We start from the raw sequence: 25,623 nt of genomic DNA on the forward strand, positions 1-25,623 counted from the left end.
TCCTAGCCGGCGGCGAGGGTGTTGATCTGCAGGATGGGAAGCAGGATCGACAGCACGATCAGGGCGACCAGCGCGCCCATGATCACGATGATCGCCGGCTCCAGAAGGCTCAGCGCCATGGCGGTGAAGGTGTTGAACTCGCGCTCCAGGTACTCGCTGGCGCGCGAAAGCATGGTCTCCAGGCGGCCGCTGCCTTCGCCGCTGGCGGTCATGTAGACCAGGATCGGCGGGAAGACGCCGACCCGCTTCATGGCGGCGGACAAGCTGCCGCCCTCGCGGATCTGGGTCGCCATGTCCTGGGTCGCCGCGCGCAGGACGCGGTTCTGCACGGTGGCGGCGGTGATCGTCAGCCCCTCCAGCACAGGCAGGCCGCTGGCCACCATGGTCGATAGGGTCCGCGCCAACTGCGAGGCGTGAAGATCGCGGATCAATCGGCCGATCAGGGGCGTGGCCAGGATGGTCCGATCGACCGAAAGCCGAAATCCAGGGCGCTCCAGCGCCTTGGTGAAGACCAGGCCGCCGACGGCCAGGATCGCCAGGATCGCCAGCCCCCAGTGACGCATCAGGTCGGAGACGGCGATCACCATGCGCGTCAGCAGCGGCAGGCTCTGGCCCATGGAGTCAAACTGATCCACGACCTTGGGCACCACGAAGGTCATCAGCGCGATCACCACGACCATGGCCACCAGTGCCAGCATGGCGGGATAGACCATGGCCGTGACCACCTTGGCGCGGGCCTGCTGATCGCGTTCCAGAAGATCGGCGAGGCGGTCGAGGATCGATGGCAGGGCGCCGGAGCTTTCGCCAGCGGCGATCATGGCCCGGTAAAGCGGCGGGAACCCCTTGCCCTGTCGGGTCATGGCCTCGGAGAGCGACTGGCCCTCCATCACCCCCGCGTGGACCGCCAGAAGGGTGCGGCGCACGATCGGCTTTTCGGCCTGCAGGGCGATGGTCCGCAGGGCTTCCTCCAGCGGGGCGACGGCGGTGACCGTGGCGAGCTGGCGGGTGATCAGCGAAAGATCACGTCCGCTGAGCCGTGGCGAAAACAGGCTGGCCGGCGCGGCCTGGCGTCCTGACGACGGTGTCAGTTTCAGGGGCGTGAGGCCGCGCGCCTCAAGGTCGCGCCGGGCGTCGGCCTCGTCCGGCGCGGAAACCGATCCGTTTCGCGTCCGCCCGCGCCCGTCCATGGCGATGTAGTCAAAGGCGGCCATGTCAGGCCGAATCCTGCCGGGTGACGCGGATCGCTTCCTCGACGGTGGTCAGGCCCTCGGCGACATAGGTCCTCATGGCGCTGCGCAGGGTAGCCCGCTTCTTGAAGGCGACTTCTGCGAGGGCGGTCTCATCGGCGCCTTCGCCGATCATCCGCCGGATGCGGTCGTTGATTTTGGCCACTTCATAGACGCCGATCCGGCCCGAGTACCCTGCGCCGTTGCATTGCGGGCAGCCGACCGCGCGATAGAGGCGGTGGCCCACCTTAACGCCCGCCAGCTCGGCCTCTGCCTCATCGGCGGGATGGGCTTCACGGCAATGGGGACACAGGCGGCGGACCAAGCGCTGGGCCATGATCAGGCGCAGGGTGGAGCCCAGCAGGAACGGCTCGATACCCATATCGCGCAGACGCGTCACCGCGCCGACCGCATCATTGGTGTGGACCGTGGACAGCACGAGGTGGCCGGTCAGGCTGGCCTGGACCGCGATCTGCGCCGTCTCCGGGTCGCGGATTTCACCGACCATGACCACGTCCGGGTCCTGGCGCAGGATGGCCCGCAGACCCGCAGCGAAGGTCATGCCGACCTTGGTGTTGACCTGGGTCTGGCCGAGGCCCGGCACGGCGTACTCGACCGGGTCCTCGATGGTCAGGATGTTGCGGGTGGCGTCGTTCAACAGGCGAAGACCGGCGTACAGCGTCGTCGTCTTGCCCGAGCCGGTCGGCCCGGTGACCAGGATGATGCCGTTCGGCTCCTGCAGCGCCTCGCGCAGCATGCCCAGAGCCTCGGGCGACATGCCCAGCTGTTCCAGCTCGAGCCCGGCCTGATCCTTGTCGAGCAGGCGCATGACCACCCGCTCGCCGGCGCGGGCGGGCAGGGTGGAGACGCGCACGTCCAGCGAACGACCGCCCATGGTCAGCGAGATGCGCCCATCCTGCGGCACGCGACGCTCGGCGATGTCCAGGCGGGCCATGACCTTCACTCGCGACACCAGCAAGGGTGAAAGCCGCGGCGACAGATTGAGCATCTCGCGCAGCACGCCGTCGATGCGGAAACGCACCAGCAGAGCCGCCTCGTAAGGCTCCAGATGGATGTCCGAGGCGCCCAGGCGCGCGGCCTCGGCGATTACCCCGTTGATCAGGCGGATCACCGGCGCGTCGTTGTGGGTGTCCAGCAGGTCGGCGGCGGCGGGCAGGTCGCCGGCCAGGCCTTCCAGCCCGCCGGGAAGGTCGAAATCGCCTGTCGAGCCGCCCAGTTCGCCAGCCGCGTAGGTGTGCGACAGTTGCCGGTCGAACTCGTCCTGAGCCAGGCGCGTAATCTTCAACGGCCGGCCCAGGGCGCGGCGGGCCTCGGCCAGCGCCATGGGATCGGCGCCCTCCCGCAGGCCCACATGGGCGTGCTCATCCAGGCCCAGCAGAACCACGCCGTGCTGGCGGGCGAACCGGTAGGCCAGGGCGGGCGAGGGGGCGGATTCGTCGATCATGACGCCGGCTGGACAGGTTGCGCCGCGGCGGGCGGCGCGATCTGCATGTACTCGCGAACCATCGCGTCGAGATCGGTCTCGACCTCGCCCTTGCGCACGCCTTGCTGATCGCGGACGTAGCCATAGCGCGCGGCGGTGGCGGCGCGGGCGTCGGCGGCCGTCTTTATGATGCGGGGACGGATGAAGACCATCAGGTTGGTCTTGCCGCCCTCGCGCGCCTTGGACCGAAACAGCGCGCCCAGGCCCGGCACATCGCCCAGGATCGGAGTCCGGTCGACCGAGACGCGCTCGTTCTGATCCAGCAGGCCGCCCAGGACGATGATGTCGCCGTCGTCCGCGAGTACGGTGGTCTCGATCTCGCGCTTGTTGAACACCAGTTCGTCCGACCCGGCGGCCACGGGCCCCGCGACGCTGGAGACTTCCTGGCGCAGGAACAGGGTGACGGCCCCGCCGGCGTTGATCTGCGGACGGACCTTCAGCTCGATGCCGACATTCTGGCGCTGCACGGTGCGGAAGGGGTTGGTGTTGGAATCGCCCAGCACCTCGCCCGTGGTCACTGGAACTTCCTGGCCGACCAGGATCGAGGCTTCCTGATTGTCCAGCGTCATGATCGACGGCGTCGACAGCAGGTTCGACTTGGTGTCGCTCTTCACCGCGTTGACGATGAAACCGAACAGCGCGTCGTCGCCGATCCGCCCCGCGCCGCCCGTGATCATGCCGGTCGTATTGGCCAGGGCGTCCAACGCGGCGGCGCGCAGGGTGGTGAGAGCTGTTGAGTCCTCCGGCAACACGTTGTTCGCCGCCGCCGCGCCGGCCAGCCCCAACAGGCTGGGCGCGCCGTTGGTGAAGTTGTTGCCCACGAACGGAATGGCGGAACCGTTGGTGCCGGCCAGGGCGAACTGTACGCCAAGGCGCTTGGCGGTTTCGTCGGACACTTCGACCACCACGGCCTCGACCAGCACCTGTTCACGGCGCACGTCCAACTGGCGGATCACTTCGGCCAGCATCTGCTGGGTCTGGGCGTCGGCGGAGATGACCAGGGCGTTGGCGCCAGCGAAGCGGGCGATGTTGGCGGGGCGTGCGCCGTTCACGGCGGTGGGCCGCACGGTCGCGGCCTGCGCCGTTTCCTGGCTAGGGGCAGGACCGGTGGAGGTCCCCGAGGTCGTGCTGGTTGTGGTCGTTGAGGTCGAAGCCTGACCCACCAGCTGCTGCAGCATGGGAACTAACTGCTCGGCGCTCGCGTGCTGGAGGCGGACCACCCGGACGTCGCCGTTGGACTGGGCGCGACGGTCGAGGTCGGTGATCACAGGGCGCAGGCGGGTTATGATGTCCGCGTCGCCGCGCAGCACCAGGCTGTTGCTGCTCTCGACCACCAGGACCGACATCAGCGCGTTGCGGGCGTTGCTTTCCTCGCCCGGCGCCTTGAGCAGGTCGTTGACGACACCCGCCATTTCGCGCGCCGACATGCTGCGCAGAGTGATGGTTTCGATGACGCTGCGGTCCTGATCGATCTGGCCGATCAGGGCGCGGATGCGGCCCAGATTATCGGCATAGTCCGCGACCACCAGGGTGTTGCTGCGACGACCGGCGGTCACCACGCCCTGGGCGCCGATCAAAGGCTTGAGAGTCTCGGCGGCCGCGTCGGCGTCGATGTTGCGAAGGCGGAAGACGTGGGTTGTGAAGCCCTGGCCGCTTGAACCCAGGCTCGACGGCTGGGTCGCAGCTCCCTGTTCCGGCGCGATGCGATAGGCCCCGCCGCCGGCGGGGATCGCTACTAGCCCGTTGGCGCGCAGGGTCGAGAGCAGGACTTCGAACAGCTCCGTCTTCGATAGTGGTTCCTGGCTGGCGATACTCACCTTGCCGCTGACGCGAGGGTCGATGATGAACGTGCGGCCCGTGGCCCGAGCGACGTCCTGGATAAAGACGCGAATGTCGGCGTCCTGAAGATTGAGGACCTGCGATTGGGCGAGGGCGGGGCCGGTCGCGAGCGGACCGAACGCCATGACGCCGACGGCGGCGCTGATGAGGAGTCTTTTCACGGTGTCTCTGTTCACTGGGGACGCGCCCGGGTGGTGAAGGTCTTGCCGCCTCGCTCGAAGCGAATCTCGGCTTCGCCGCCGGACATCAGGGATTGACCGGCCTCGGCTACGCGGCCGCCGGAAGTGAGTTCCTGGCCATTGATCGACAGCACCACATCGCCCGGCTGCAGGCCGGCTCCGGAGAACGCCGCGCCGGCGCCGGAGGCGGGGACGGCGAAACCGACGATGCCGCCGTCACGCACGTGCGGTTGTAGAATGGAGGCGATCGGCGCATCCGCCGGGGGAGGCGGCGGTTGCGTCGGCGCGACGACGCCGGCGCCTGTCGGCGCGGGGAAGCCGATCCGCAGGCGCGATGCGCCGTCGGCGAGAATGACATGGTCGGGGGCGATACGGGTCAGCCGCGCACCGCCGGGCAGAGTATCCCCAACGGCATAGGAAGCCTGGATTCCGTCCGACCCGGCCAGGATCGCCGAGCCGCGGCCCGCGCCATCGGTGCGCACCCCGAACAGCTGGTAGCCGCCCGAAGGGGAGGCCGGCGCATCGAGGCTCAGTGTCGGCGCACCCGCGCGGAAGAAGGGATCAAAGCGCGCCAGAACCGTGAGGTCGCGCGGCGCGTTCGCTAGAGACGAGGGAGACGGCGCATCACCGATCGGACCCAGCGGCGTGGCCAGCGCCCACGCCAGTCGAGCGGCCTGGATAGCCACGGCGGCGACAAGCACGATCTCGGCGGTTCGACGCAACGCGGCCGGATCGGCGCGACGCTCGAACAAAGCCCAACCTCTGAACACGTGGAACCTCTGCCCCGGGAGTTCGCCGAGTTGCCCGGCGCGGGACCTATACGACGCATGCAAGACAGGTATGTGACGGTCGGGCGTCCGGACGTCTGCGGACTTACGCACAGGCGTCATAAATGCGTTGAAACAGCGTCACACTACTCCGCTACCCCTGCCGAGAAGCTGAGGGGGATAGGGTCGAGCAACATGTGTTGCGCGTCTCCCCGCCTTCATTTGTCTCATACGCGGGAGAGCGGCATGATTGGCCTGAAACGATTTAGCATGGTGCTGGTGGCGCTGGGCGCCGCGGCGACCCTTTCCGCCTGCGGGGGCGCAGATGAAGTCGCCTCGCCGGGCGAAGGCGCCTTCAATGGCGGCACCGGCACGCCGACCAACCCGGGCACGGGCAACCCCGCTCCGGGCACCCCGGCCGCCGATTGCCCCACCGGTCTGACCAACGCGGGCGTCGTCGCCAACGGCACGCTCCGCAACTGCCAACTGCCCGCCAAGATCACCGGCAACCTGGTCCTGCCGCTGCGCAGCGGCACCGTCTATTCGGTCACCGGCCGCGTGGATGTGGGCGACGACATGGGCGGCGATCCGGCCGCTCCTAAGGCCGGCGCCGTCAAGGGCGTCCTGACCGTCGATCCGGGCGTGAAGGTGTTCGGTTCGGCCGGTCTCGACTACATCGTCGTCAACCGCGGCTCGCAAATCTTCGCCCAGGGCACGGCCACTCAGCCGATCGTCTTCACCAGCCGCCAGAGCATCGAAGGCTCCACCAACGTCGACTCCATCGGTCAATGGGGCGGCCTGGTCATCCTCGGCCGCGCGCCGATCAGCAACTGCTCGGGTTCGGGCGCCACGCCGGGCAGCGCGACCTGCGAAGCCCAGGTTGAAGGCACGAACGCCTTCTACGGCGGCAACAGCGCCACCGACAGCAGCGGCGTCCTGCGCTACGTCCGCGTCCAGCACTCGGGCTTCATCATTGTCGCCAACAACGAACTGAACGGCATCACCTTCGCCGGCGTCGGCAACGGCACGACCGTCGATCACATCCAGGTCCACAACAGCTCGGATGACGGCATCGAGTGGTTCGGCGGCACCGTGAACGCCAAGTATCTGGTGCTCACCGGCAACGACGACGACAGCCTCGACACCGACGTGGGCTTCAACGGCAATATCCAGTTCGTGATCGCCGTCCAACGCGCCAACGGCGGCAACCGCATCGTGGAAGCTTCCAGCGCCGGCACGGCCCCGCGTTCGAACCCGAAGTTCGCCAACTTCACCTTCATCGGTCGCGGCGGCGCCGGCAACGACGCCATCACCATGAACACCTCGACCAACAACGTCTTCGTCAACGGTCTGGTGGTCATGACCAACGCCGCCGCCGGCTGCCTGGACATCGACGACGCCACGACCCAGGGGACGTTCAACTCGGTGCGCCTGGCCTGCGCCACGCCGTTCACCGAAGACAGCAACGTGAACGCCGCCGCCAACGCGACGATCTTCAACGCGGGCACGAACAACAGCTCGACCCACACCTCGACGCTGTCGGGCACCTTCATCAACGGCGCCAACGAAAACGCCGTGACGCCCTTCAACGTCACCGCGCTGAGCTCGTTCTTCACGGCCGCCAACTACATCGGCGCCGTCCGCGACGCCAACGACACCTGGTGGCAGGGGTGGACCTGCGGTCTGACCTCCGGCTCGACCTGCTGATCCTGACGGGAGGCGCCCTCGCGGCGCCTCCCGCTCCTTACCGCCATTCGAATCTTCAAGGTCTGTCTCATGAAAAAGCTCGCCCTCTCCGTCGCCGGCCTGCTGGCCACGACGGCTCTCGTCGCGCCGCACGTCGCGCTGGCCCAGGTCGATGCGGCCGCCGAGGCCCAGGTCGAAGCTGTGGAAGTGCTGGGACGCAACATTCCCCAGCCCATGCGCGAGACGGCCGAAGTCTCCACCTACATCTCCGTCGAAGACCTGAAGCGTTCAGGTGACGACACCGCCGCCGAGGCCCTGACCCGCGTCGGGGGCCTTAGCCTGGTGAGCGGCAAGTTCGTCTATGTCCGCGGTCTGGGTGAGCGCTACTCCTCGGCCCTGCTGAACGGCTCGCCGCTGCCCAGCCCCGAGCCGCTGCAACGCGTGGTCCCCCTCGACCTCTTCCCCTCCAACATCCTGGGCGGCACGGTCGTCCAGAAGTCCTACTCGGCCAACTATTCGGGCGAGTTCGGCGGCGGCCTTATCGACCTGCAGACCATCGGCGTGCCCGATGAGCCGTTCTTCACGATCGGCGGCAGCTTCGGCGGCAACTCCGAGACCAGCCTGAAGCGCGGCCTGACCTATTTCGGCTCCGACACCGACTGGCTCGGCGTGGACGACGCCACCCGCAAAATTCCCGGTCGCCTGAAGCAGGCCATCGCCACCGGCAAGCGCATCGCGCCCGGCAATTTTACCGACGCCGAGCTGATGAATATCGGCCACAGCTTCGTGAACGCGCCGCTGAACCTGCTGCAGAGCACCAACGACATCCCGCTGAACGGCAGCATCGAGTTGAGCGGCGGCCGTTCCTTCGACGCCGGCTTCGCCACCCTGGGCGTGATCTTCTCGGCCGGTTACGACAATGGCTGGAAGACCCGGACGGGCAAGCAACAGGAAGGCCTCGTCCAGAACGGCGTTCTGGAAGTTCGGACCGACTACGACTTCTCCTCGACCCAGAACGATGTCGTGACCAACGGCCTGCTCGGCTTTGGCGCGGAGTGGGGCGACAACGAGGTGCGCTGGACCAACCTGTTCATCCGCAGCACGTCCAAGGAGGCGCGCAGCCGTCAGGGCCGCGACGAACTGGCCGGCCGCGACGTGCGCGACGACTACACCGAATGGTTCGAGCGTCAGCTGATCGACACCCAGCTGGCCGGTGAGCACAAGTTCGACGCCCTGGAAATCGATTGGCGCACGTCCTACGCCAAGTCGGAGCGCAATGCGCCCTACGAGAAGGGCATCCGCTACCGCATCGAGGACGGCGTGACCTATCACAGCGCCTCGCAGGAGCAGAACTACACCCGCTTCAGCGAACTGAATGACGAAGTCATCAGCGCCGGCATCGACTTCAAGTACGCGATCCCGCTCTCCAGCACCCGCGAAGCCGTCGTCAGCGCCGGCTATGCCTATCTCGACAACCAGCGCGACTCCTGGAGCCGCGAATTCCGCTTCACCGCCACCAACGGCGCTCTGCCCCTGGCCGTGCAGCGCGAGCGCGTCGACTTCCTGCTGGCTGACTACAACATCGGCCCGAACGGTCTGGTGCTGACCGAAACCACCGGCGGCGACGGTGCGGCGGCCTATGAAGCCTCGCTGAAGACCCATGGCGTCTACGCCCAGGTCGACGCCGAGATCATGCCGCTGGTGCGGCTCTCGGCCGGTCTGCGCTATGAAGACGCCAAGCAGGACGTGCAGGTCGTCGATCTGTTTGGCGGCACGCCCGCCAACAGCGCGCCGCTGAACAACAGCTATGTACTGCCGGCCGCGACCGTGACCTGGAACTTCTACGAAGACATGCAGCTGCGTTTTGGCGCGTCCAAGACCATCGGCCGTCCGCAGTTCCGCGAACTGGCGCCGCAACAGTACACCGACCCAGACTCCGACCGCCTCTTCAGCGGCAACCCCTACCTGCGGGATTCCGAGCTGCTCAACGTGGAAGGCCGCTATGAGTGGTACTTCGACCGCGACCAGTATCTGACCGTTGGCGTGTTCTTCAAGGACATCGACAAGCCGATCGAGTCGGTGGTTTCCGAGCAGGGCGCCACCATCGTCCAGACCTACGTCAACGCGCCGAGCGCCACGCTCTACGGCTTCGAAATCGACGCCAAGAAGTACTTCGATCTTCCGATGGAAGGTGCCTGGTTCAGCTCCAAGCGCTGGTTGGCCATGGCCAACTACACCTACTCCACGTCCGACGTGAAAGTCGGCGATGGCGATGTTGTCTATCCGCTGGGCGCCGGCGGCGCCGCGCGTCCGGCCAGCGACTACGTCAAGGACGGCAGCCGCTTGCAGGGCCAGTCCGAGCACATCGCCAACGTCCAGTTTGGCTTCGAGGACGAGGCGGCCCGCTCGCAGGCCACCGTGCTGCTGACCTACGTCAGCGAGCGCATCTCGGCCCGCGGTCGTACCGAGCAACCCGACCTGATCCAGGATCCGGGCGTCATGCTCGACTTCACCTACCGCAAGACCTTCACCCACTGGGACCAGGACTTCACGTTCTCGTTCGAGGCCCGCAACCTGCTCGACACTGAGTACGAAGAGTATCAGGAGCTGGGCGGCGGTCGGGTGGACAACAACCGGTACGGCCTGGGCACGAGCGTCTCGTTCGGCCTCAGCGCTCAATTCTAGGATATAGTCCGGGCGGCCCTTTTCCAGGAGCCGCCCGGATTCCGTTTATGGCCCAACCTCCTGCCGGACGCCTTCGCGACAGCGGCTTCACCTTGGTGGAGATGCTGGTGGCGCTCGTCATCCTGGGCCTGATCACCGCCGGCGCGGTGACCATCATGAGCGCTACCGTCGATAATCAGCGCGTGGTCGGCGTCCGCGTCGGCGATATCGGCCGCCTGCAGCGCCTGCGCGCCATCCTGAAAGCCGATATCGGTCAGGCGGCCCCTCGGGCGGTGCGCGGCTCCGACGGTCAGCCCGCTCTGGCGTCGTTCTACGGCGGCGACCCTTGGGGCGGGGGAGGGCCGCTGCTCGCCCTGACCCGGCGCGGGGTCGAGACCATGGGCGATCCGGCTCGTTCCTCTCTGCAGTATGTCGAGTACGCCCTGGTCGATGGTCGGCTGGAGCGCCGCTCCAGAAACGCGCTGGACGGCGCGCCGCTGGGACCGCCCCAGATTCTCGCCGAAGAGGTTCAGGCCGCGGCCGTCGCCTTTCTTCATGAAGGCCAATGGGAGCCGTCTTGGAAAGGCGCGCCCGGCTTGCCCCTGCCTCAGGCGGTGCGGCTTGATCTGACCCTAAAGGGGGAGGGGGAGCTGAGCATGCAGTTCCTTACCTCCGCGATCACGCCATGAGGCAAAGGTCCGAACAGGGCATGGCCCTGCTGATGGTCCTGTTACTGGTGGCGATGATGTCGATCATCGCCGTTAGCGTGCTGGACGATATCCGCTTCGCCGTCCGCCGATCCCACAACAGCCAGGCCAATGGCCAAGCCCAGTGGTACGCCCTGGGCGCGGAGACCCTGGCGCGCGAGCGGATCGAGACCCTGCAACGCAAGGACCCGCAGCGCACCACTTTGGCCGGCGGCTGGAATGGCCGGCCCGTGGAGTTGCCGCTGGATGGCGGCCTGATGCAGACCACGGTCACCGACGGCTCGGCCTGCTTCAACCTCAACAGCGTCGTCGCAGCGGATCAAGGCGAGCCGTTCAGCCGGCGCGAACTTGGCGTGCGCCAGTTCACCGCCCTCATGGAGGGCCTACAGATCGGCCAGGCGCGCCAGCTGGCTGAAAACCTGGCCGACTGGATGGACAGCAACGACGTCACCTATGCCGGCGCTGAGGACGGGGCCTATCTCAATGGCGAGCGCCCCTATCGAACCGCCGGCCAGCCCCTGGCCGAGGTCAGCGAGCTTCGAACGGTCCAGGGCTTTGGTCCCAACGTCTACGCCCGGCTGCGGCCCTGGGTCTGCGCCCTGCCGACCACGGACCTGTCGCCGATCAACATCAACACCCTCCCGGCCGACAAGGCTCTGCTTTTGTCGGCGCTGACCCTGGGACAGGCGGATGAGGATCTTGCACGCGGCGTTCTGGCGACGCGGCCGGCCGATGGCTGGCGCGACCCGGCCGGATTCTGGGATCGTCTTCTGGCTGGAGGGGGAAGCGTCGAGGCGCCGATCCGCGAGCAGGTCCGCCTCGACAGCCGCTTCTTCGACATGACCGCCCGCGTCCGTTGGGACGATGCGGAGGTGGTGCTCAACTCCCGCTTCGAGCGTCAGGCCTCGGGGCGTCTGGATCTTGTGGCGCGGCGGTGGGCGTTGGACGACTAGGGGCGCCTTCGTCGTCCATATTGGCGTCCCAATAGGCGTCGCTGCCCTCGAAACCCGCGCGCACGGCTTGGCCGATCCGCCTGACGCCGCGCTCAAGTTCGGCGATGCGCTGGATCGTCAGTTCGGCGTCATCACCGTCGTTCAGGCGGCGGCGCGCCGTCGCCAGGACCAGTTCTGCACGCTGGCGCAGGGTGCGCAGCTCGATGTTGATATGCGACAGGCGCGCCCGATCCTCGGGGTTGAGCTGACGCTGGCCGTGAAGGCGCCGGCGGACGAGCGCCTCGATCCACTGGCCCCGTGTCATGCCGACCTTCGCCGCTTCCTCGTCCAGTCGCTCTAGGTCGGCCTCGTCGAGGCGGACCTTGGGAATCTTGGGGGCGGCTTGTGTTGTCTGGACCGTCTCGGGAGGCTGCGGCTCTCCTTGGGCCTCAAGATAATCCGTGACCAACGTCCGAAGCAGTTCGGACCGGCCGCCCCGATGCTGGGCGTGCGCGTCGAACCGAGCTGCCAGCGCGTTCGACAGACGGAACGAGAACAGCATCATCCGATGGTGCGGGGGCGAGGAGGAAGCGGCATGGCGGAACGCCTGCTTACTCAAACTCCATGACAGAGCGGCGTCGGAATTATGTGGAGCGTGCGATGACGGTCGTTCGGCCGAGCGCTCAACAGACCTGCGCGCCGGTGAGGCCTCGTACGCGGCGGGTCAGCTCGTCGCCCAGCAGCGGCTTTTCAACGATGGGCACATGAGCCGCCGCCGCCCGGGCCTTCAAGGCGCGCGTCGGGCCGCTGGTCATCAGGATCGCGGGCAGCTCGACGCCAGCGGCGCGCAACGCGGCCAGCAGGGTCAGGCCGTCCATGTCGGGCATCTTGTAGTCGAGGACCAGACAGCCGCACTTCGGAAGCGGGGGCGAACGCAGAACGCTGGCGGCGTCGGGGAAAGACATGACGTCAAAGCCCTCGATCTCGAAGGCGAAACGCAGCGCGTGAAGCACGGCCGGGTCGTCGTCGGCGATAATCACGACTCCAAGGTTCGGTGACACGCGGGGCGATCCTGTGGCGGCTGGACCATAACCGTGGCGCGCTTTGGAAGCCGGCGCCTTGATCTGGCGCAACGCCCGCGCGGCTACTGGGGCGACGCCAGCAGAACCATGCGCACCAGTTCCGACAGGCTCGCCGCCTGCATCTTGGTCATGACGTTGGCGCGATAGATCTCGACGGTCCGGGCGCTGATCCCCATTTCATGGGCGATGACCTTGTTGGCCTTGCCATCCACCAGGGCGTCCAGCACCTGGCGTTCGCGGGGCGCCAGCTGATCGCGCCTGGCCAGCACGCCGTCCCTCATGGCGTCTCGTCGCGCCGTCTCCTCGCCGGACTTCAGCGCCGACATCACCGCGCTGATCATCGTCTCCTCCCGGAACGGCTTTTCCAGGAAGTCGATCACGCCCGCCTTCATGGCCTCAACCGCCAGGGGCACGTCGCCATGGCCGGTCATCACCACCACCGGCAGCGTCGATCCCATGACGCGGAGCATCCGGACCAACTCCAGGCCGGTCATCTCCGGCATGCGGATGTCGGTGACGATGCATCCCCCGACGTGGGGCATGGCTTCGATGAAGGCGACGGCCGAAGGATAGGCCTGGGCGACCAGCCCCGACGTCTCGAACAGGAAGCACAGCGAGTCGCGCATGGCGTCGTCGTCGTCGATGACGTGGACCTGAACGTTAGACGACATCCTCGGGCTCCTCGTCGCTGACCGCTCTGGGAAGGGTGAACATGAAAACGGCGCCGCCCTGCGGATTGGGCTCGGCCCAGATCCGCCCGCCATGCGCCTCGATGATCGTGCGGCAGATCGACAGGCCTACGCCCATGCCTGCCGGCTTGGTGGTGATGAAGGGCTGGAACAGGTTGGCGATGACGCTTTCGGACAGGCCGGTTCCGGTATCAGTCACCTTGACGACCGCGGTCTGGTCGGGTCCCGGGACGCTTTCAACCGTCAGGTCTCGACGCGGCGTGGTCTCCATCGCGTCCATGCCGTTGCGCACCAGGTTCAGGACTACCTGCTGAATCTGCACCCGGTCGGCCAGAACAAGATCGACGTCCGGATCGAGCTGCAGCCGGACGCGCACGCCAAGCTCCTTGGCGCCGACCAGGGCCAGGGCGCTGGCTTCCTCGATCAATTTGGTCAGGCTCTCCACCCTACGGTCGGTCTCGCCCTTGGCCAGGAAGTCGCGAAGCCGGCGGATGATCTGCCCGGCGCGCAACGCCTGGTCGGCGGCCTTGTCCAGCGCCTCGCTGATGCGTTGATGGTCGGGGCTGGGGGCGTCGAGCAACCGCTTCGATCCCCGCAGATAGTTGGCGATGGCGGCCAGCGGCTGGTTCAACTCGTGCGCCAGGGCCGACGCCATCTCGCCCATCGCCGTGGCGCGCGAGATATGGACCAGCTCCGACTGCAGCTCCTGCAGTCGCGTCTCCGTCCGCTGGCGCTCGCTCAGGTCCCGTATGAAGCCGGTGTAGAACCGATGAGGTCCAGGCTGCATCTCGCCGACCGCCAGTTCCATGGGAAAGGTCGAGCCGTCCTTGCGTTCGCCCACGACCACGCGCCCCGTACCGATGATCCGTCGCTCGCCGGTGGCGTGATAGCGGGCCAGATAGCCGTCATGAGCCTCACGATGAGGAGAGGGCATCAAGATGTTGACATTGCGCCCGATCACTTCGTCCGATGACCAGCCGAACAGCCGCTCGGCGGCGGGGCTGAACGACTGGATGATGGCGTCCTCGGTGATGACCACCATCGCCTCGGGCACCGTGTCCAGGATCGAGCGAAGATGGGCCTCGCGCTGGGTCAGATGGCGGGTCATCTCGCGCGCGGCGGCGCGCATGGAGCGAGCCCAGGCTCCCGTGGCGATGATGGCGGCGGCGGCGAAGGTGAAGACGGCCAAGCCTAACAGGCCGTCGAGCGGATCGTCCTGTCTGGCGATGCCGACGACGGCCGCGCCAAGACCGATAAGGCTGGCGACGACGCCGGGGCCAAGACCGCCGAAACTCGCGCTCAGCAGGATCGCGGGAATGAACAGCAGCAGGCCGGCGCCAAAGCCCAGCTGGGCTGCGGTGATGCTCCACAGCGCGACCGTCGCGGCGCTGGCGCAAAGCGCTGTCAGATAGCGCAGCCATTCGCCATGCGAATGGGCGTGGTCGTCATCCATCTTGCGCCAAAGCTGCCGCATGCACGCCCAGTAGCATTGTCTGGGCGCGGCGCCATGTCCCGAGTTCCTACCTCCGGCGATGTAAAGGCCCAGCCCGGTCGGGCGCCACTAAGGGATTCTACGTAAGCGAAACCCCTGAATTTCGAAGCGCCGCGGGGCCTCCTAACACTCGCTCATCAACAGGAGGGCGAAATGCAGGTCCAGGTCTTCAATCCAGCTCAAGTGATCGCCGGTCGGCGCACGTGCATGGCGGAACTGGCCTTGGGCGTTTTCGTCCCCGGGTTCTCGATGACCTTCTCGCGCAACGAGGAGATCTTCGGCGAGGAGGAAGCCGCCGAGTTCGTCTACAAGGTGCTGAGCGGCGTGGTCCGCACGACGCGTCTCCTGGACGATGGCCGCCGCCAGATCGTCGCCTTTCACATGCCGGGCGATGTCTTTGGTCTGGAAGTAGGCCCGACCCATCGGTTCTCCGCCGAGGCCGTCGGATGCTGTGAGCTGGCTCTCGTCCGCCGCACGGTGCTGGACAAGACGACCCAGAATGACCCCGCCGCCTGGCGCGCGGTCTGGACCCTGACCGCCCTCGACCTGGAACGCATGCAGGATCACATGGTCCTTCTGGGCCGCAAGACCGCCGCCGAGAAGGTCGAGGCCTTTCTGGCCGACATGTCCGCTCGCGCGCCCGCCAGCGACGGGGTCGAACTGCCCATGTCGCGCACCGACATCGCCGACTACCTTGGTCTGACCATCGAGACGGTTTCGCGCATTCTTTCCCAGATGGAGCGGGAACATCGTATCGCCCGCGCCACCTCGCGCCATGTGGTCCTCTGCGACCGCCGCCTGCTTCAGGCCGCAGCCTGAAGACCCCCGGTCCCTCACAGGGCCAACTTAAGGCGCGGCTCCCCCAGGGCCGCGCCTTTTCTCATCTCAGTCGCGGTAATTGCGGAAGACGCGCTTCACCCACTTGAGGATCTGCTGGTGAACGGCCTTCGGCTCTACTTCCTCCCAGCTCACCTCGGTGTCGAAGAAGTTGTGGTCGGCTGGACCGGGATAGGTGCCGCCGCGGGTCACGGCGACCTTGTGTCCTCGATCCGCCGGCGCGAGCTCCAGCCACGGCGCGGGCTGGTCGTCGGGATGGTCCGCCCGCGTAAGCTCCAGGCGATAGATGTGGGCGTCGCGCTCCTTGCGGTGCAGCACCTGTCCATCGTGTCCGGCACGCCTAGCCGAGGCGATCACGTCGTTGAACACCGGCAGGACCAAGCTCTCGGCGAAGGCTTCGAACCATGACTCCGGCGCCTCCTGCGGACGCTCTATGGGGCCGCGGGTTTCATAGCGTGTGACGGCCTCATCGATATCCAGATGCAGCGGCTCGAACGGCGCCTCATAGGTCTTGTCGTGATCGTACAGCGAGCTGGGCGCGGGCCGAGGCGCCGCTGCCTCCAGCGCGTCGAGGACGGAGACGACATCGCGCTGACGGCTGACGATCTGCAAGGCCAGCTGGCGTTCACGCTCATTGGCCACATGCCCGAACAGGCTGACGAGGCCATGCTCCACCGCAACGCCGATGCGCTCGCTGGGCAACAGACGTTCGCCGTCGAGCGCCTTGATGATCTTCAGGCGCAGCGTCTTGTCGTTTTTCATGATGCTCTCAGACGACGCGTGCGTGCCGCTGGGCCGCTGCGTCCAGGTGGGTGTCGAACAGAGCGCAGACCGAGCGGGCGAAGGGGCGTCCCCGGTCAGTGATCCGCAAGCTTGCCCCGTCGCGCCGGGCCAGACCGTCGGCCTCGAATGGAGCGAGGCGGTCGATCGCTCCGGAGAGTTCCGCCAGATCGCGGCCATGGTTGGCGCAGACCGCCGCCAGATCGACTTCGAAGCGGCACATCAGCCGCTCGATGATCTCGCCCCGGAAGCGGTCGTCGTCGGTCAGGGCGACGCCCCGGGCGGTCGGCAGGCGACCGGACGAAACCGCCGCGCGCCAGTCACGCTCGAGGGTCAGGTTCTGCACATAGCTTTGCGGCAGCTGGCTGATGGCCGAGGCGCCGAAACCCAGCACCGTGTGCAAGGGATCGTCGGTGTAGCCTTGGAAATTGCGGCGCAGGCGGCCCTGATCCTGCGCCATCGCCAGGCTGTCGCTCGGCAGGGCGTAGTGGTCCAGGCCCACACGCACATAGCCGGCCGCGAACAGATAGGCCGCCGCCGCTTCCGCCTGGACGAACCGTTCGTCCGCGCCCGGCAAAAGCGTCTCGTCGATCAGCCGCTGATGCGCCTTCATCCACGGCACATGCGCATAGCCGAACAGCGCGATGCGCTCGGGCCGCAGGGTCAGGATCTGCTCCAGCGTGTCGATCACCGTATCGACGGTCTGGTTGGGCAGGCCGTACATCAGGTCCAGATTGATCGAGCCGACACCAGCCTCGCGCAGCCACTCCACAGCGCGCGCCACCACATCGAAACCCTCGGGCCGGTTCACCGCCGCCTGCACGTCGGGCGACAGATCTTGCACGCCCAGGCTGGCGCGGCTCAGGCCGTGAAACGCCGCGGCCCGTACCCAGTCCCGCGTCAACACGGCGGGGTCCAGTTCGGCGGCGATCTGCGCGCCGGGCGAAACGTCGAACACGTGCCGCAAGGCGCCGAACAGGCGGGTCAGATCATCGCGCGAAAGCATGTTGGGTGTGCCGCCGCCCAGGTGGATGGACCGCGCCCGCAAAAAACGGCCCGGCAGCACGCTTTCCACGAGAGCCATCTCGGTTTCCAGCAAATCCACATAGGCCGAGATGCTTTCCCGGCGCGTCACCGCCCGGGTGTTGCATCCGCAGTACCAGCATAGCCGCTCACAGAAGGGGATATGCAGATACAGCGAGACCGCCTCGTCCCCCGGCAGGGCGGCCAGCCATTTCTGGTGAAGGTCGGGCCCCACGGCGTCGGTGAACTGCGCCGCCGTGGGATAGCTGGTATAGCGCGGTGCGCGGCCGTCATAGCGGGCGATCAACTCACCCGGGGCGGCGGCCGCGCAGGGTCGCGAGACGATGGCGTTCACGGCTCGGACAAGCCTTCGTCACCATCGTCGAACAGTTGGAACTCGTGCCAGATGCCGTTCAGGATTCCGAACGCCACCGCCAGACCAAGCCCCAGAATCCAGGCGAAATACCACATGGTCGGTTCTCCTTCTTGAGGCTCAGTAGAGGTCGGGATTGGTGGTCAGGGCGGCGGTGCTGGTCCGGCCCCACAGCACTTTGTAGACCCAGGCCGTGTAGATCAGGATCAGCGGCAGGAAGACGGCCGTCACCACCAGCATGATGAACAGCGTGCCGTGGCTAGAGGATGCGTTCCACGCCGTCAGGCTCGACCGCGGGTCGATCGTGCTGGGCAGGATGAACGGGAACATCGACAGGCCGACGGTGGAGATGATGCCCACGGCCGAAGCGGACGATCCGGCGAAGGCCAGCGGCTCCGAGCGCTTCCACAGACCCGCCAGGGCGGCGACGGCGCCCAGGAAGCCGAGCGCCGGAGCGATCAGCATCCACGGGTAGCGGCCGTAGTTGTCCAGCCAGGCGCCGGGCGCGGCCACGACGGCGGTGCGCAGCGGGTTGGACGGGCCGGACGGATCAGCCAGGCCCTCGATGCGGAAACCCAGCGGACCGAAGGCGATGAACAGGCCGCCGATGGCGAATAGGGCCACGCTGGCCAGGGCCGCGATGGTGCCATAGGCCCGCGCGCGATCCAGGATCGGGCCGCGCTCGGCCTTGACCCCCAGCCAAGCCGCCCCGTGCAGCACCAGCATCGAAACCGACAGCAGGCCGCAGATCAGAGTGAAGGGCGTGAACAGGCCCAGGAAGGGTCCCTCATAGAAGGCGCGCATGTCGCCATCGAGACGGAAGGGCGCGCCTTGCAGGACATTGCCCATGGCCACCCCGAACACCAGGGCCGGGACAAAGCCGCCCACGAACAGTGACCAGTCCCAGAAGGCGCGCCAGCGCGGGTCCTTGCGCTTGGAGCGATACTTGAACGCCACCGGCCGCAGGATCAGGGCCGACAACACAAGGAACATGGCCAGATAGAAGCCGGAGAAGCTCACCGCATAGACGAACGGCCAGGCCGCGAAGATCGCGCCGCCGCCCAGGATGAACCACACCTGGTTGCCTTCCCAGGTCGCGCCGATGGTGTTGATCACCATGCGGCGCTCTTCGTCCTTGCGGGCCACGAAGGGCAGCAGGGCGCCGACCCCCATGTCGAACCCGTCGGTGAGAGCGAAGGCGATCAGCAGCACGCCGACGAGGGCCCACCAGATGATGCGCAGGGTGGCGTAGTCGAGAGGAAGTTCCATGACTTGGTTTCCTTGAGGCGTCGGGTCAGGCGACGGCTTCGGCGTTGGGCGCGCGCTGCGGGTCGAACTCTTCTTGCTGGGCGAACGGTCCCTTCTTGATCGTGTGCAGGATCAGTCCGACCTCCACGACCGCCAGGGCGCCGTAGAAGACCGTGAACCCGACGATCGTGGTCCACAGCTGGGCCACTGTCAGGGACGAAGCGCCCAGGAAGGTCGGCAGGACCCCTTCGACCGCCCAGGGCTGACGACCAACTTCCGCCAGTATCCACCCCAGCTCGGTGGCGACCCAGGGCAGGGGGATGGCCAGCACCGCCAGGCGCAGGAACCAACGCGTATCGTGCTTGCGCAGGGTGACCAGGATGAAGGCCGTGGCGAACAGGGCGATCATCAGCAGGCCGATGCCGGCCATGATGCGGAACGACCAGAACATCAGCGGCACGTTCGGCACGGTGTCCCAGGCCGCCTTCTCGATCAGGGCGGCGTCGGCCATGCGCGGATCGGCGACGTAGCGCTTGAGCAGCAGCCCGTAGCCAAGGTCGCGGCGATGTTGTTCGAAGATGGCGCGGGCGCCGACGTCAGCCGGGTTGGCTTTGAGCGTCTCCAGCGCGCCATAGGCGACCACGCCGGATTCGATGCGGTCCTGCGCCTGGGCGACGAGTTCGAAGATGCCCTCGACCGGCTTGTCGATGCTGCGCGTCGCGATCAGGCCCAGCACATAGGGGATTTTGACTTCGGCGTGGGTCTTGCGATCCGCCAAACTCGGAATGCCGAAGGCGGCGAGGCCGGCGGGGGCCGGTTCGGTCTCCCACATGGCTTCAAGCGCCGCGAGCTTCATTTTCTGGTTGTCGGTGAGGGCGTAGCCGCTCTCATCGCCGAGCACGACGACCGACAGCGACGAGGCCAGACCGAAGGCGGCCGCCACGGTCATCGACCGCTTGGCGAAGCCCACCCACTTGCCCTTGAGCAGGTAATAGGCCGACACCCCCAGCACGAAGACCGAGGCGATCACGTAGCCGGCGCTGACCGTGTGGACGAACTTGGCCTGGGCGACGGGGTTGAACAGCACCGCGGCGAAGTCCGTGACTTCCATGCGCATGGTGTCGGGGTTGAAGCTCGAACCCACCGGGTTCTGCATCCAGCCGTTGGCGATCAGGATCCACAGGGCCGACAGGTTGGTGCCCAGCGCCACCATGAAGGTGACGAACAGGTGCCCGACCTTGGAAAGCTTGTCCCAGCCGAAGAACATCAGGCCCACGAACGTGGCTTCCAGGAAGAAGGCCATCAGGCCTTCGATCGCTAGGGGCGCCCCGAAGATGTCGCCGACGTAGTGGGAGTAGTAGGACCAGTTCATCCCGAACTGGAACTCCATGGTGATCCCGGTCGCGACGCCGAGCACGAAGTTGATTCCGAACAGGGTTCCCCAGAACCGTGTGACCGTCCGCCAGATCGGGCGCTTGGTCATCACGTAGATGGCCTCCATGATCACGAGCATGAAGGACAGCCCCAGGGTCAGGGGCACGAACAGGAAGTGATAGAGCGCTGTAAGCGCGAATTGCAGGCGGGATAGGTCTACGACGGCTAGGTCCATGGTCGGCTCCGCTGGAGCGGTCGCCGATAACGACCGCCATGAAGTAGGTCCTTTAAGAGCGTAGCGAATGCGCTTCTTTGATCCGGATCAAGTGAAAGCCACGGTTGGATCGGTAGGAGATTGTATGGACGCCGCATCACCCTCTCTCGCTGACCGGAGCACATCTCCCCAGATGCTGCTTCGCGACGCGGCGCGGGCGGGCGGAAGGTCCAGCCGTCGCGGCGCGTTGTTCCTGATTGGCGACGCCGCGGCGGCGACTGCTTTCGCCGCCGGGATAGCGCTCTCGATCGCACATCTGGCCGGCGGCCTCGCCGCTGTGTGGCCGTGGCTCATGCTGCTGGCCGTGGGCGCCGTCCTGCGCGGCCTGCTCGCCCGGGGCGCGATGCTAGCCGGCGTCGACGCCGCTGGTCAGGTCAAGGCGGCCATGCGCCGCCAAGCGACGACTGGCCTGTTCCAGCCGATTCGCGCCCGCTCGACCGCCAACACCCTGGTGGAGGGCGTAGAGGCGCTGGACGGCTATATCTCACGCTTCGCTCCCGCCCGTCTGGCCGCCGTCATCACGCCCCTGGCCCTGATCGCTGTCGCCGCCTTCGCCAGTCCGGTGGTGGCGGGGATCATACTGTTCACCCTCGCGCCCTTCATCATCGGCATGGCCCTGGCCGGCATGGCGGCGGCCGAGGAGTCGCGCCGCCAGTTCGAGGCGCTGGAACGTCTGTCGGGGTTATTCCTCGACCGTATCCGCGCCCTGCCGACCGTGCTCGTCTTCCAGGCCGAGGGCCGCACGACCGAGCAGCTGGCCATCCGTTCGCGCGAGCTGCAGCGACGCACCGTTCGAGTCCTGCAGAAGGCCTTCCTGTCGTCCGCCGTCCTTGAGTTCTTCGCGGCGCTCTCGGTGGCGCTGGTCGCCGTCTATTGCGGCTTCAATCTGCTGGGCCTGCTGCCGTTCCCTGTTCCGGAGAAGCTGGACCTGGCGCGGGCCTTCTTCGTCCTGGCCCTCGCGCCCGAGGTCTATGCGCCCCTGCGTCGCCTGGCCGCCGCCTATCACGACCGGCAGGCCGCCGAGGCCGCGATCCCTGCGGTCATGGAGCTGGCCCGAACCCACGAGGCGACTGTCGCCGCCGCGCCGCGGCCGACAACGGCGCCGGCCCTCGGCCTGCACGAGGTGACGCTTTCCTATCCCGGCGGAGAGGGGCCGGTTCTTGACCGGCTGTCTCTCGACGTGCCGGCCGGCGGCTTCGTGGCGATCGTCGGTCCCAGCGGTTCTGGCAAGAGCAGCCTGCTGCATCTGCTGGTCGGCCTGGCCCCCTTGAGCGGCGGGGCGATCACGGTCGATGGCCAACGCCTCGACCCTGGCGCATCCCTGGCCCCCGCCGTTGCGTGGGCGGGCCAGACCCCACTGATTGTCGCTGGAACTTTGGCCCAGAACATCGCCCTGGCCTGGCCGGACGCCAGCCGCCAGCAGGTCGAGACCGCCGCCCGCCGCGCGGGCCTGGGCGGGCTGATCGACCACAGGCCGCAGGGCCTGGACACGCCGCTGGACGAACGGGGCGGCGGCCTCTCGGGCGGAGAGCGCCGCAAGCTCGCCTTGGCCCGCGCCTTCCTCAAGCCCGCGCCCATCCTCCTGCTCGACGAACCCACCGCCAATCTCGATGACGACAGCGCCGCGGTCCTGTTGCCCCTGATCCTTGAGGCGGCGAGGGGGCGAACGACCCTGATCGCCACTCACGATGCGCGCCTGATCGCCGCCGCTCCTCAGGTCCTGACGCTGGCATGACCGCGCTCGAACAACTGATCCGTCACGAGAAACGCCAGCAGGCGGGGCGGCTGTGGTTCGCCGGCGCCAGCGCGGTGGTGGCCGCCATCGCGGCGGTGGTGCTGTTGGGCATTTCCGGCTGGTTCATCACCGGCGCGGCTCTGGCCGGCGTCGCGGGTCTGGCGACCGCTCACACATTCAACTTCCTGCTGCCCAGCGCCATGATCCGCCTGCTGGCCATCCTGCGCACGGCCTTTCGCTATCTGGAGCGCCTGCAGGGTCACCAGGCCGCGCTCGGCGCATTGGCCGGCATCAGGCCACGCCTGTTCGCCTCGCTCGCCGCCGCGCCGCCCCAGACCGCCCTTGGCTATTCCGCTGGCGAGGCGTCGGCTCGGTTCATCCAGGATGTGGACGCCATCGAGGCGATGTTCGTCCGGATATCGGCCCATGCCGGGGCCGTCGCCAGCCTGATCGCCGGCCTGGCCCTGACCGCTCTGGCTGGATGGCCGGCCCTGGCCGTGCTGGTCCTCTTCATCGCTCTGGCTGCAGTCAGCGCCGTGGCGACCAGTCGCAAGGTCGCGTCCGGTCCCGCTTCGGATGTCCGCCAGGCGGTCGGGCGTTTCAAGGAGACCGTCGCCCACACGGCCGACGCGGCGCCGGAACTGCGCTGCTACGGCCTGGAGACCTGGGCCGCCGACCGCATCGCCGCCCAGGACCAGGCCCTGACCGACAGCCGCCGGCGTCTCGCGCGGATCGCGGCGCTTTCGATCCTGGCCCAGGCCGCCCTTAGCGGCCTGGCGGTCGTCTTTGTCATCATCGCCGCGCGTCACGCCTCCTTGCCGTTGGCCGCCCTCGCGGCCCTGGCCACGGCGATGACCATGGAGGGCGTGCAGTCGCTTGTCCGGTCCATGGAACAGGACGGCGACGCCCGCGCCGCGTCTCGCCGCCTGGAGCCCGTCCTGCAGCATGCGCCGCGTTCGGCCAGCCGGCTTCGCCTCGCCGTTCCCGTCATCCAGTTGACGGACCTTGGCCAGCGGCTGGAGCCTGGCGCCCGTCTCGCGATCTGCGGACCGTCCGGCGTGGGCAAGACGACCCTGGTTGAGCAACTCATCGGCCTTCGTCCCGCGCCGCACGGCGCTATCCTCCTCGGCGGCGCGGATCTGGCGCGGCTGGATGTCCAGGTCGCCCGCGCCGCCTTCGCCTACGCCGCGCAGGACCCGATCCTGCTGACCGGCACGGTGCGTGAAAACCTTCAACTGGCCGCGCCCAAAGCCGACGACGAGACCCTGTGGTCTGCGCTCTTCGACGCCGGGTTGGACGAGCGCGTGCGCCGCTTGCCCGCCGGCCTCGATGCCTGGCTGGGGGAGGGCGGCGACGAGTTGTCAGGCGGCGAACGCCGGCGCCTCGCCCTGGCCCGCGCTTTGCTGCGGCCCGCTCCCTGGCTCCTGCTCGACGAGCCGACCGAGGGTCTGGACGCGGCCACCGAAGCGCTCGTCCTTGACCGTCTCGACCGCCGCCTGACCGCCAGCGGCCAAGGCCTGATCGTGGTCTCTCACCGCCCCGCGCCGCTCGCCCTGTGCGACAGGCTGCTCGTGGTCGAAGGCCTGGGCGCCGATGGGCGTGTTCTAATGGCGCCGCCACCGCTCGAACGCCGGGCATGAAAAAGCCCGGCCGCATCGCTGCGGCCGGGCCGTCATCTCTTGCCTCAGGCTTCTAGAACCGGCGGCTGACGCCTGCGGACACCACCCACGGATCCAGGTTCACTTCGCTCTTCAAAGCCCCGCCGTTGATCGAGGCGTCGGTCTTGAAGAACACCTTCTTCACATCGAGGTTGAGCGCCCACGGACCTTGCAGGGCCACATCCGCCCCCGCCTGCAACGCCCAGCCGATCCCGTTGTCCAGATCGACCGAGAAGCCGTTCTTGTCGTCGCCGCCGTAGAAGATCATCGCGTTGACGCCCGCGCCTACATAGGGGCTGACCTTCGCGGCCGGCAGCGGGTGGTACTGGACCGTGACCACCGGCGGCAGCACCCAGGTCTTGTGGACCGCCACGTCGGTCGCGCCGCCCCTGGCGCGGACCTCATGCTGGGTCGTCCCCAGGATGGCCTCCACCGCGATCTTGTCGGTGAAGAAGTAGGTGAAGCCCAGAGTCGGCATCACGTCGTCGCCCACCTCGGCGTTCAAGCCGGAGGCGGCGCCGGCGGCGGTGGTGATCGGATCGGAAGCGTCGGTCAGGACGCCCGTTGCGCGTGCGGTGACGACGAAGGTTCCGGCCGCCTTGGGCTGGAATTCCTGCGCGGCCGCGTGGCCGGCTGTCGCCGCAAGCGCGGCCACGACAAGGGTGGCGAGTTTCATGGTCTTATCCCCATTGGTTTCGGCGACGCCGTTACCGCGCCGTCGGGGGGCATCATCGTCAGCCGTCCGCCCGGAACATTGACCCACCGCAAGCGTGAGCTTGGCCTGGGATCAGTGGTGTTGATCAGGGTCAAGGCGGCGCGATCAGGCGCTGCCTACCGTCGCCCTTTCAAGAATGGGAGGCGCGCATGTCCATCGTTGAAACGGCTTACCTGACCATGGTGCTCACGGCGTTCTGTCTATTCGTCGCCGTCGTCGGCGGCGTAGCGGTGTTCACCGCTTTCGACCCAGCGACGCGACGCCGGCCACGCCACCGATCCGGGCGGTAAGGCATCGTTGGATATCTCGCCTCCATCCCGAGCTTGCGCAGGACGGGTCCTGCTGTGAGATATCGGCATGGCCCTGATCCGCACCGAATGCTTCATCCCCGCCAGCCCGGACCGCGTCTGGGCGGTGCTGGCTGATTTCGAGCGCTATGCCGAATGGAATCCCTTGAACGTCGAGGCGCGGGGGCAAGCGCGGCTGGGCGCCAAGATCTTCACGCGGTTTCGCAACCTGGCGGGTGACGCCACCAAGACCGTCGGCCAGACCGTGCGCATCGTCGCCTGCGAGCCGGGCCGCGAGTTGGCCTGGGCGGGAAACGTGCCGTTGCTGTTCACCGGCCGCCACGGCTTCCTCCTCACCGCCGAGGGGCAGGGGACCCGCGTCGTCCAGACCGAGGCCCTGTCAGGCCTTCTGCCCCTTCTGTGGGGCGAGGCCAGGATCGCCCGCGACTTCGTCCCGGCCTACGCCGAGGTCGACAAGGCCCTGGACGCTCGCGTCGCCGCTCTGGGCTGACCCCGCCATGGCGCCGGGACCGCTGGGCGCCTAACTGTGGT

At 67.5% G+C, this 25,623-nt stretch carries 23 protein-coding genes; 9 read left to right on the top strand and 14 right to left on the bottom strand.

Translation table 11 applies throughout. From position 1 onward, the window contains the following. Positions 1–2: 2 nt before the first annotated feature. Genes gspF through O5K31_RS08090 form a run of 4 tightly spaced genes read right to left on the bottom strand, consistent with a single transcriptional unit; the run spans position 3 to position 5,500 of the window. Entirely contained in the window at positions 3–1,211 is a 1,209-nt protein-coding gene (gene gspF, locus O5K31_RS08075; RefSeq protein ID WP_269716783.1) for a type II secretion system inner membrane protein GspF, read from the bottom strand. A gap of 1 nt (position 1,212) precedes the next feature. Then, on the bottom strand, positions 1,213–2,691 hold the full coding sequence (gene gspE, locus O5K31_RS08080; protein WP_269716784.1) for a type II secretion system ATPase GspE: 1,479 nt from the start codon (positions 2,689–2,691) through the stop codon (positions 1,213–1,215). Beyond that, entirely contained in the window at positions 2,688–4,730 is a 2,043-nt protein-coding gene (gene gspD / locus O5K31_RS08085; protein ID WP_269716785.1) for a type II secretion system secretin GspD, read from the bottom strand. Before gspD ends, gspE begins: the two co-directional genes overlap by 4 nt. Before the next feature lie 11 nt (positions 4,731–4,741). Continuing rightward, the gene (locus tag O5K31_RS08090) at positions 4,742–5,500 is read right to left on the bottom strand and encodes a type II secretion system protein N (protein WP_269716786.1); all 759 of its coding nucleotides are present in this window, start codon (positions 5,498–5,500) and stop codon (positions 4,742–4,744) included. 261 nt (positions 5,501–5,761) lie between these two features. On the opposite strand from O5K31_RS08090, the gene O5K31_RS08095 reads away from it, so the two are divergent. The 4 genes from O5K31_RS08095 (at position 5,762) to gspK (ending at position 11,525) form a co-directional block, all read left to right on the top strand. Then, entirely contained in the window at positions 5,762–7,222 is a 1,461-nt protein-coding gene (locus tag O5K31_RS08095; RefSeq protein WP_269716787.1) for a hypothetical protein, read from the top strand. 69 nt (positions 7,223–7,291) lie between these two features. Then, entirely contained in the window at positions 7,292–9,886 is a 2,595-nt protein-coding gene (locus tag O5K31_RS08100; RefSeq protein ID WP_269716788.1) for a TonB-dependent receptor domain-containing protein, read from the top strand. Between the two features lie 47 nt (positions 9,887–9,933). After that, positions 9,934–10,554, top strand: a complete 621-nt coding sequence (gene gspJ / locus O5K31_RS08105) for a type II secretion system minor pseudopilin GspJ (RefSeq protein ID WP_269716789.1) — start codon at positions 9,934–9,936, stop codon at positions 10,552–10,554. Continuing rightward, positions 10,551–11,525 (top strand): type II secretion system minor pseudopilin GspK, encoded by a 975-nt coding sequence (gspK, locus tag O5K31_RS08110; RefSeq protein ID WP_269716790.1) that lies wholly within the window; start codon positions 10,551–10,553, stop codon positions 11,523–11,525. The genes gspJ and gspK overlap by 4 nt, the downstream gene beginning before the upstream one ends. On the opposite strand, the gene O5K31_RS08115 is transcribed toward gspK, so the two are convergent. The 4 genes from O5K31_RS08115 to O5K31_RS08130 all read right to left on the bottom strand — a co-directional run bounded on the left by O5K31_RS08115 (position 11,452) and on the right by O5K31_RS08130 (position 14,749). Further along, positions 11,452–12,123 carry a ribbon-helix-helix protein, CopG family gene (locus O5K31_RS08115; RefSeq protein ID WP_269716791.1) on the bottom strand — a complete coding sequence of 224 codons (672 nt, stop codon included), beginning with the start codon at positions 12,121–12,123 and terminating at the stop codon, positions 11,452–11,454. The two genes, gspK and O5K31_RS08115, sit on opposite strands and share 74 nt — an antisense overlap. Before the next feature lie 64 nt (positions 12,124–12,187). Then, positions 12,188–12,544 (bottom strand): response regulator, encoded by a 357-nt coding sequence (locus tag O5K31_RS08120; RefSeq protein WP_269716792.1) that lies wholly within the window; start codon positions 12,542–12,544, stop codon positions 12,188–12,190. A gap of 104 nt (positions 12,545–12,648) precedes the next feature. Beyond that, a complete protein-coding gene (fixJ, locus tag O5K31_RS08125) occupies positions 12,649–13,257 on the bottom strand; it encodes a response regulator FixJ (RefSeq protein ID WP_269716793.1) in 609 nt (202 codons plus the stop codon). Beyond that, the gene (locus O5K31_RS08130) at positions 13,247–14,749 is read right to left on the bottom strand and encodes a PAS domain S-box protein (protein ID WP_269716794.1); all 1,503 of its coding nucleotides are present in this window, start codon (positions 14,747–14,749) and stop codon (positions 13,247–13,249) included. Before O5K31_RS08130 ends, fixJ begins: the two co-directional genes overlap by 11 nt. Before the next feature lie 171 nt (positions 14,750–14,920). Between O5K31_RS08130 and O5K31_RS08135 the strand changes: the two genes are divergently transcribed. Next, positions 14,921–15,586, top strand: coding sequence for a helix-turn-helix domain-containing protein (locus O5K31_RS08135; protein ID WP_269716795.1), 666 nt, complete (start codon positions 14,921–14,923; stop codon positions 15,584–15,586). Positions 15,587–15,652: 66 nt separating this feature from the next. Here the strand turns inward: O5K31_RS08135 and O5K31_RS08140 are convergent, their stop codons facing one another. The 5 genes from O5K31_RS08140 to O5K31_RS08160 are packed head-to-tail and all read right to left on the bottom strand — an operon-like array spanning position 15,653 to position 20,637. Beyond that, positions 15,653–16,366 carry a BON domain-containing protein gene (locus O5K31_RS08140; RefSeq protein WP_269716796.1) on the bottom strand — a complete coding sequence of 238 codons (714 nt, stop codon included), beginning with the start codon at positions 16,364–16,366 and terminating at the stop codon, positions 15,653–15,655. Between the two features lie 7 nt (positions 16,367–16,373). Further along, positions 16,374–17,762: an oxygen-independent coproporphyrinogen III oxidase gene (gene hemN, locus O5K31_RS08145; protein ID WP_269716797.1), complete on the bottom strand. Its 1,389-nt coding sequence runs from the start codon at positions 17,760–17,762 to the stop codon at positions 16,374–16,376. Continuing rightward, positions 17,759–17,878 carry a cytochrome bd-I oxidase subunit CydX gene (gene cydX, locus O5K31_RS08150; RefSeq protein WP_269716798.1) on the bottom strand — a complete coding sequence of 40 codons (120 nt, stop codon included), beginning with the start codon at positions 17,876–17,878 and terminating at the stop codon, positions 17,759–17,761. Before cydX ends, hemN begins: the two co-directional genes overlap by 4 nt. 22 nt (positions 17,879–17,900) lie before the next feature. Beyond that, positions 17,901–19,049, bottom strand: a complete 1,149-nt coding sequence (cydB, locus tag O5K31_RS08155; RefSeq protein ID WP_269716799.1) for a cytochrome d ubiquinol oxidase subunit II — start codon at positions 19,047–19,049, stop codon at positions 17,901–17,903. Between the two features lie 25 nt (positions 19,050–19,074). Further along, complete coding sequence (locus O5K31_RS08160) at positions 19,075–20,637, bottom strand: cytochrome ubiquinol oxidase subunit I (RefSeq protein ID WP_269716800.1); 1,563 nt, start codon at positions 20,635–20,637, stop codon at positions 19,075–19,077. 172 nt (positions 20,638–20,809) lie between these two features. Here O5K31_RS08160 and cydD point away from each other — a divergent pair, with 172 nt between their 5' ends. Together cydD and O5K31_RS08170 are read left to right on the top strand one after the other, a co-directional pair. Next, complete coding sequence (cydD, locus tag O5K31_RS08165; RefSeq protein WP_269716801.1) at positions 20,810–22,411, top strand: thiol reductant ABC exporter subunit CydD; 1,602 nt, start codon at positions 20,810–20,812, stop codon at positions 22,409–22,411. Continuing rightward, positions 22,408–24,051: an amino acid ABC transporter ATP-binding/permease protein gene (locus O5K31_RS08170; RefSeq protein ID WP_269716802.1), complete on the top strand. Its 1,644-nt coding sequence runs from the start codon at positions 22,408–22,410 to the stop codon at positions 24,049–24,051. The genes cydD and O5K31_RS08170 overlap by 4 nt, the downstream gene beginning before the upstream one ends. A gap of 52 nt (positions 24,052–24,103) precedes the next feature. Here the strand turns inward: O5K31_RS08170 and O5K31_RS08175 are convergent, their stop codons facing one another. After that, positions 24,104–24,745: an OmpW/AlkL family protein gene (locus O5K31_RS08175; protein ID WP_269716803.1), complete on the bottom strand. Its 642-nt coding sequence runs from the start codon at positions 24,743–24,745 to the stop codon at positions 24,104–24,106. A 188-nt stretch (positions 24,746–24,933) separates the two neighbouring features. Between O5K31_RS08175 and O5K31_RS08180 the strand changes: the two genes are divergently transcribed. Beyond that, the gene (locus O5K31_RS08180; protein ID WP_269716804.1) at positions 24,934–25,074 is read left to right on the top strand and encodes a hypothetical protein; all 141 of its coding nucleotides are present in this window, start codon (positions 24,934–24,936) and stop codon (positions 25,072–25,074) included. A gap of 67 nt (positions 25,075–25,141) precedes the next feature. Beyond that, entirely contained in the window at positions 25,142–25,582 is a 441-nt protein-coding gene (locus O5K31_RS08185; protein WP_269716805.1) for an SRPBCC domain-containing protein, read from the top strand. Positions 25,583–25,623: the final 41 nt, after the last annotated feature.

The organism is Caulobacter sp. NIBR2454, assembly GCF_027474405.1.
Classification (GTDB): domain Bacteria; phylum Pseudomonadota; class Alphaproteobacteria; order Caulobacterales; family Caulobacteraceae; genus Caulobacter.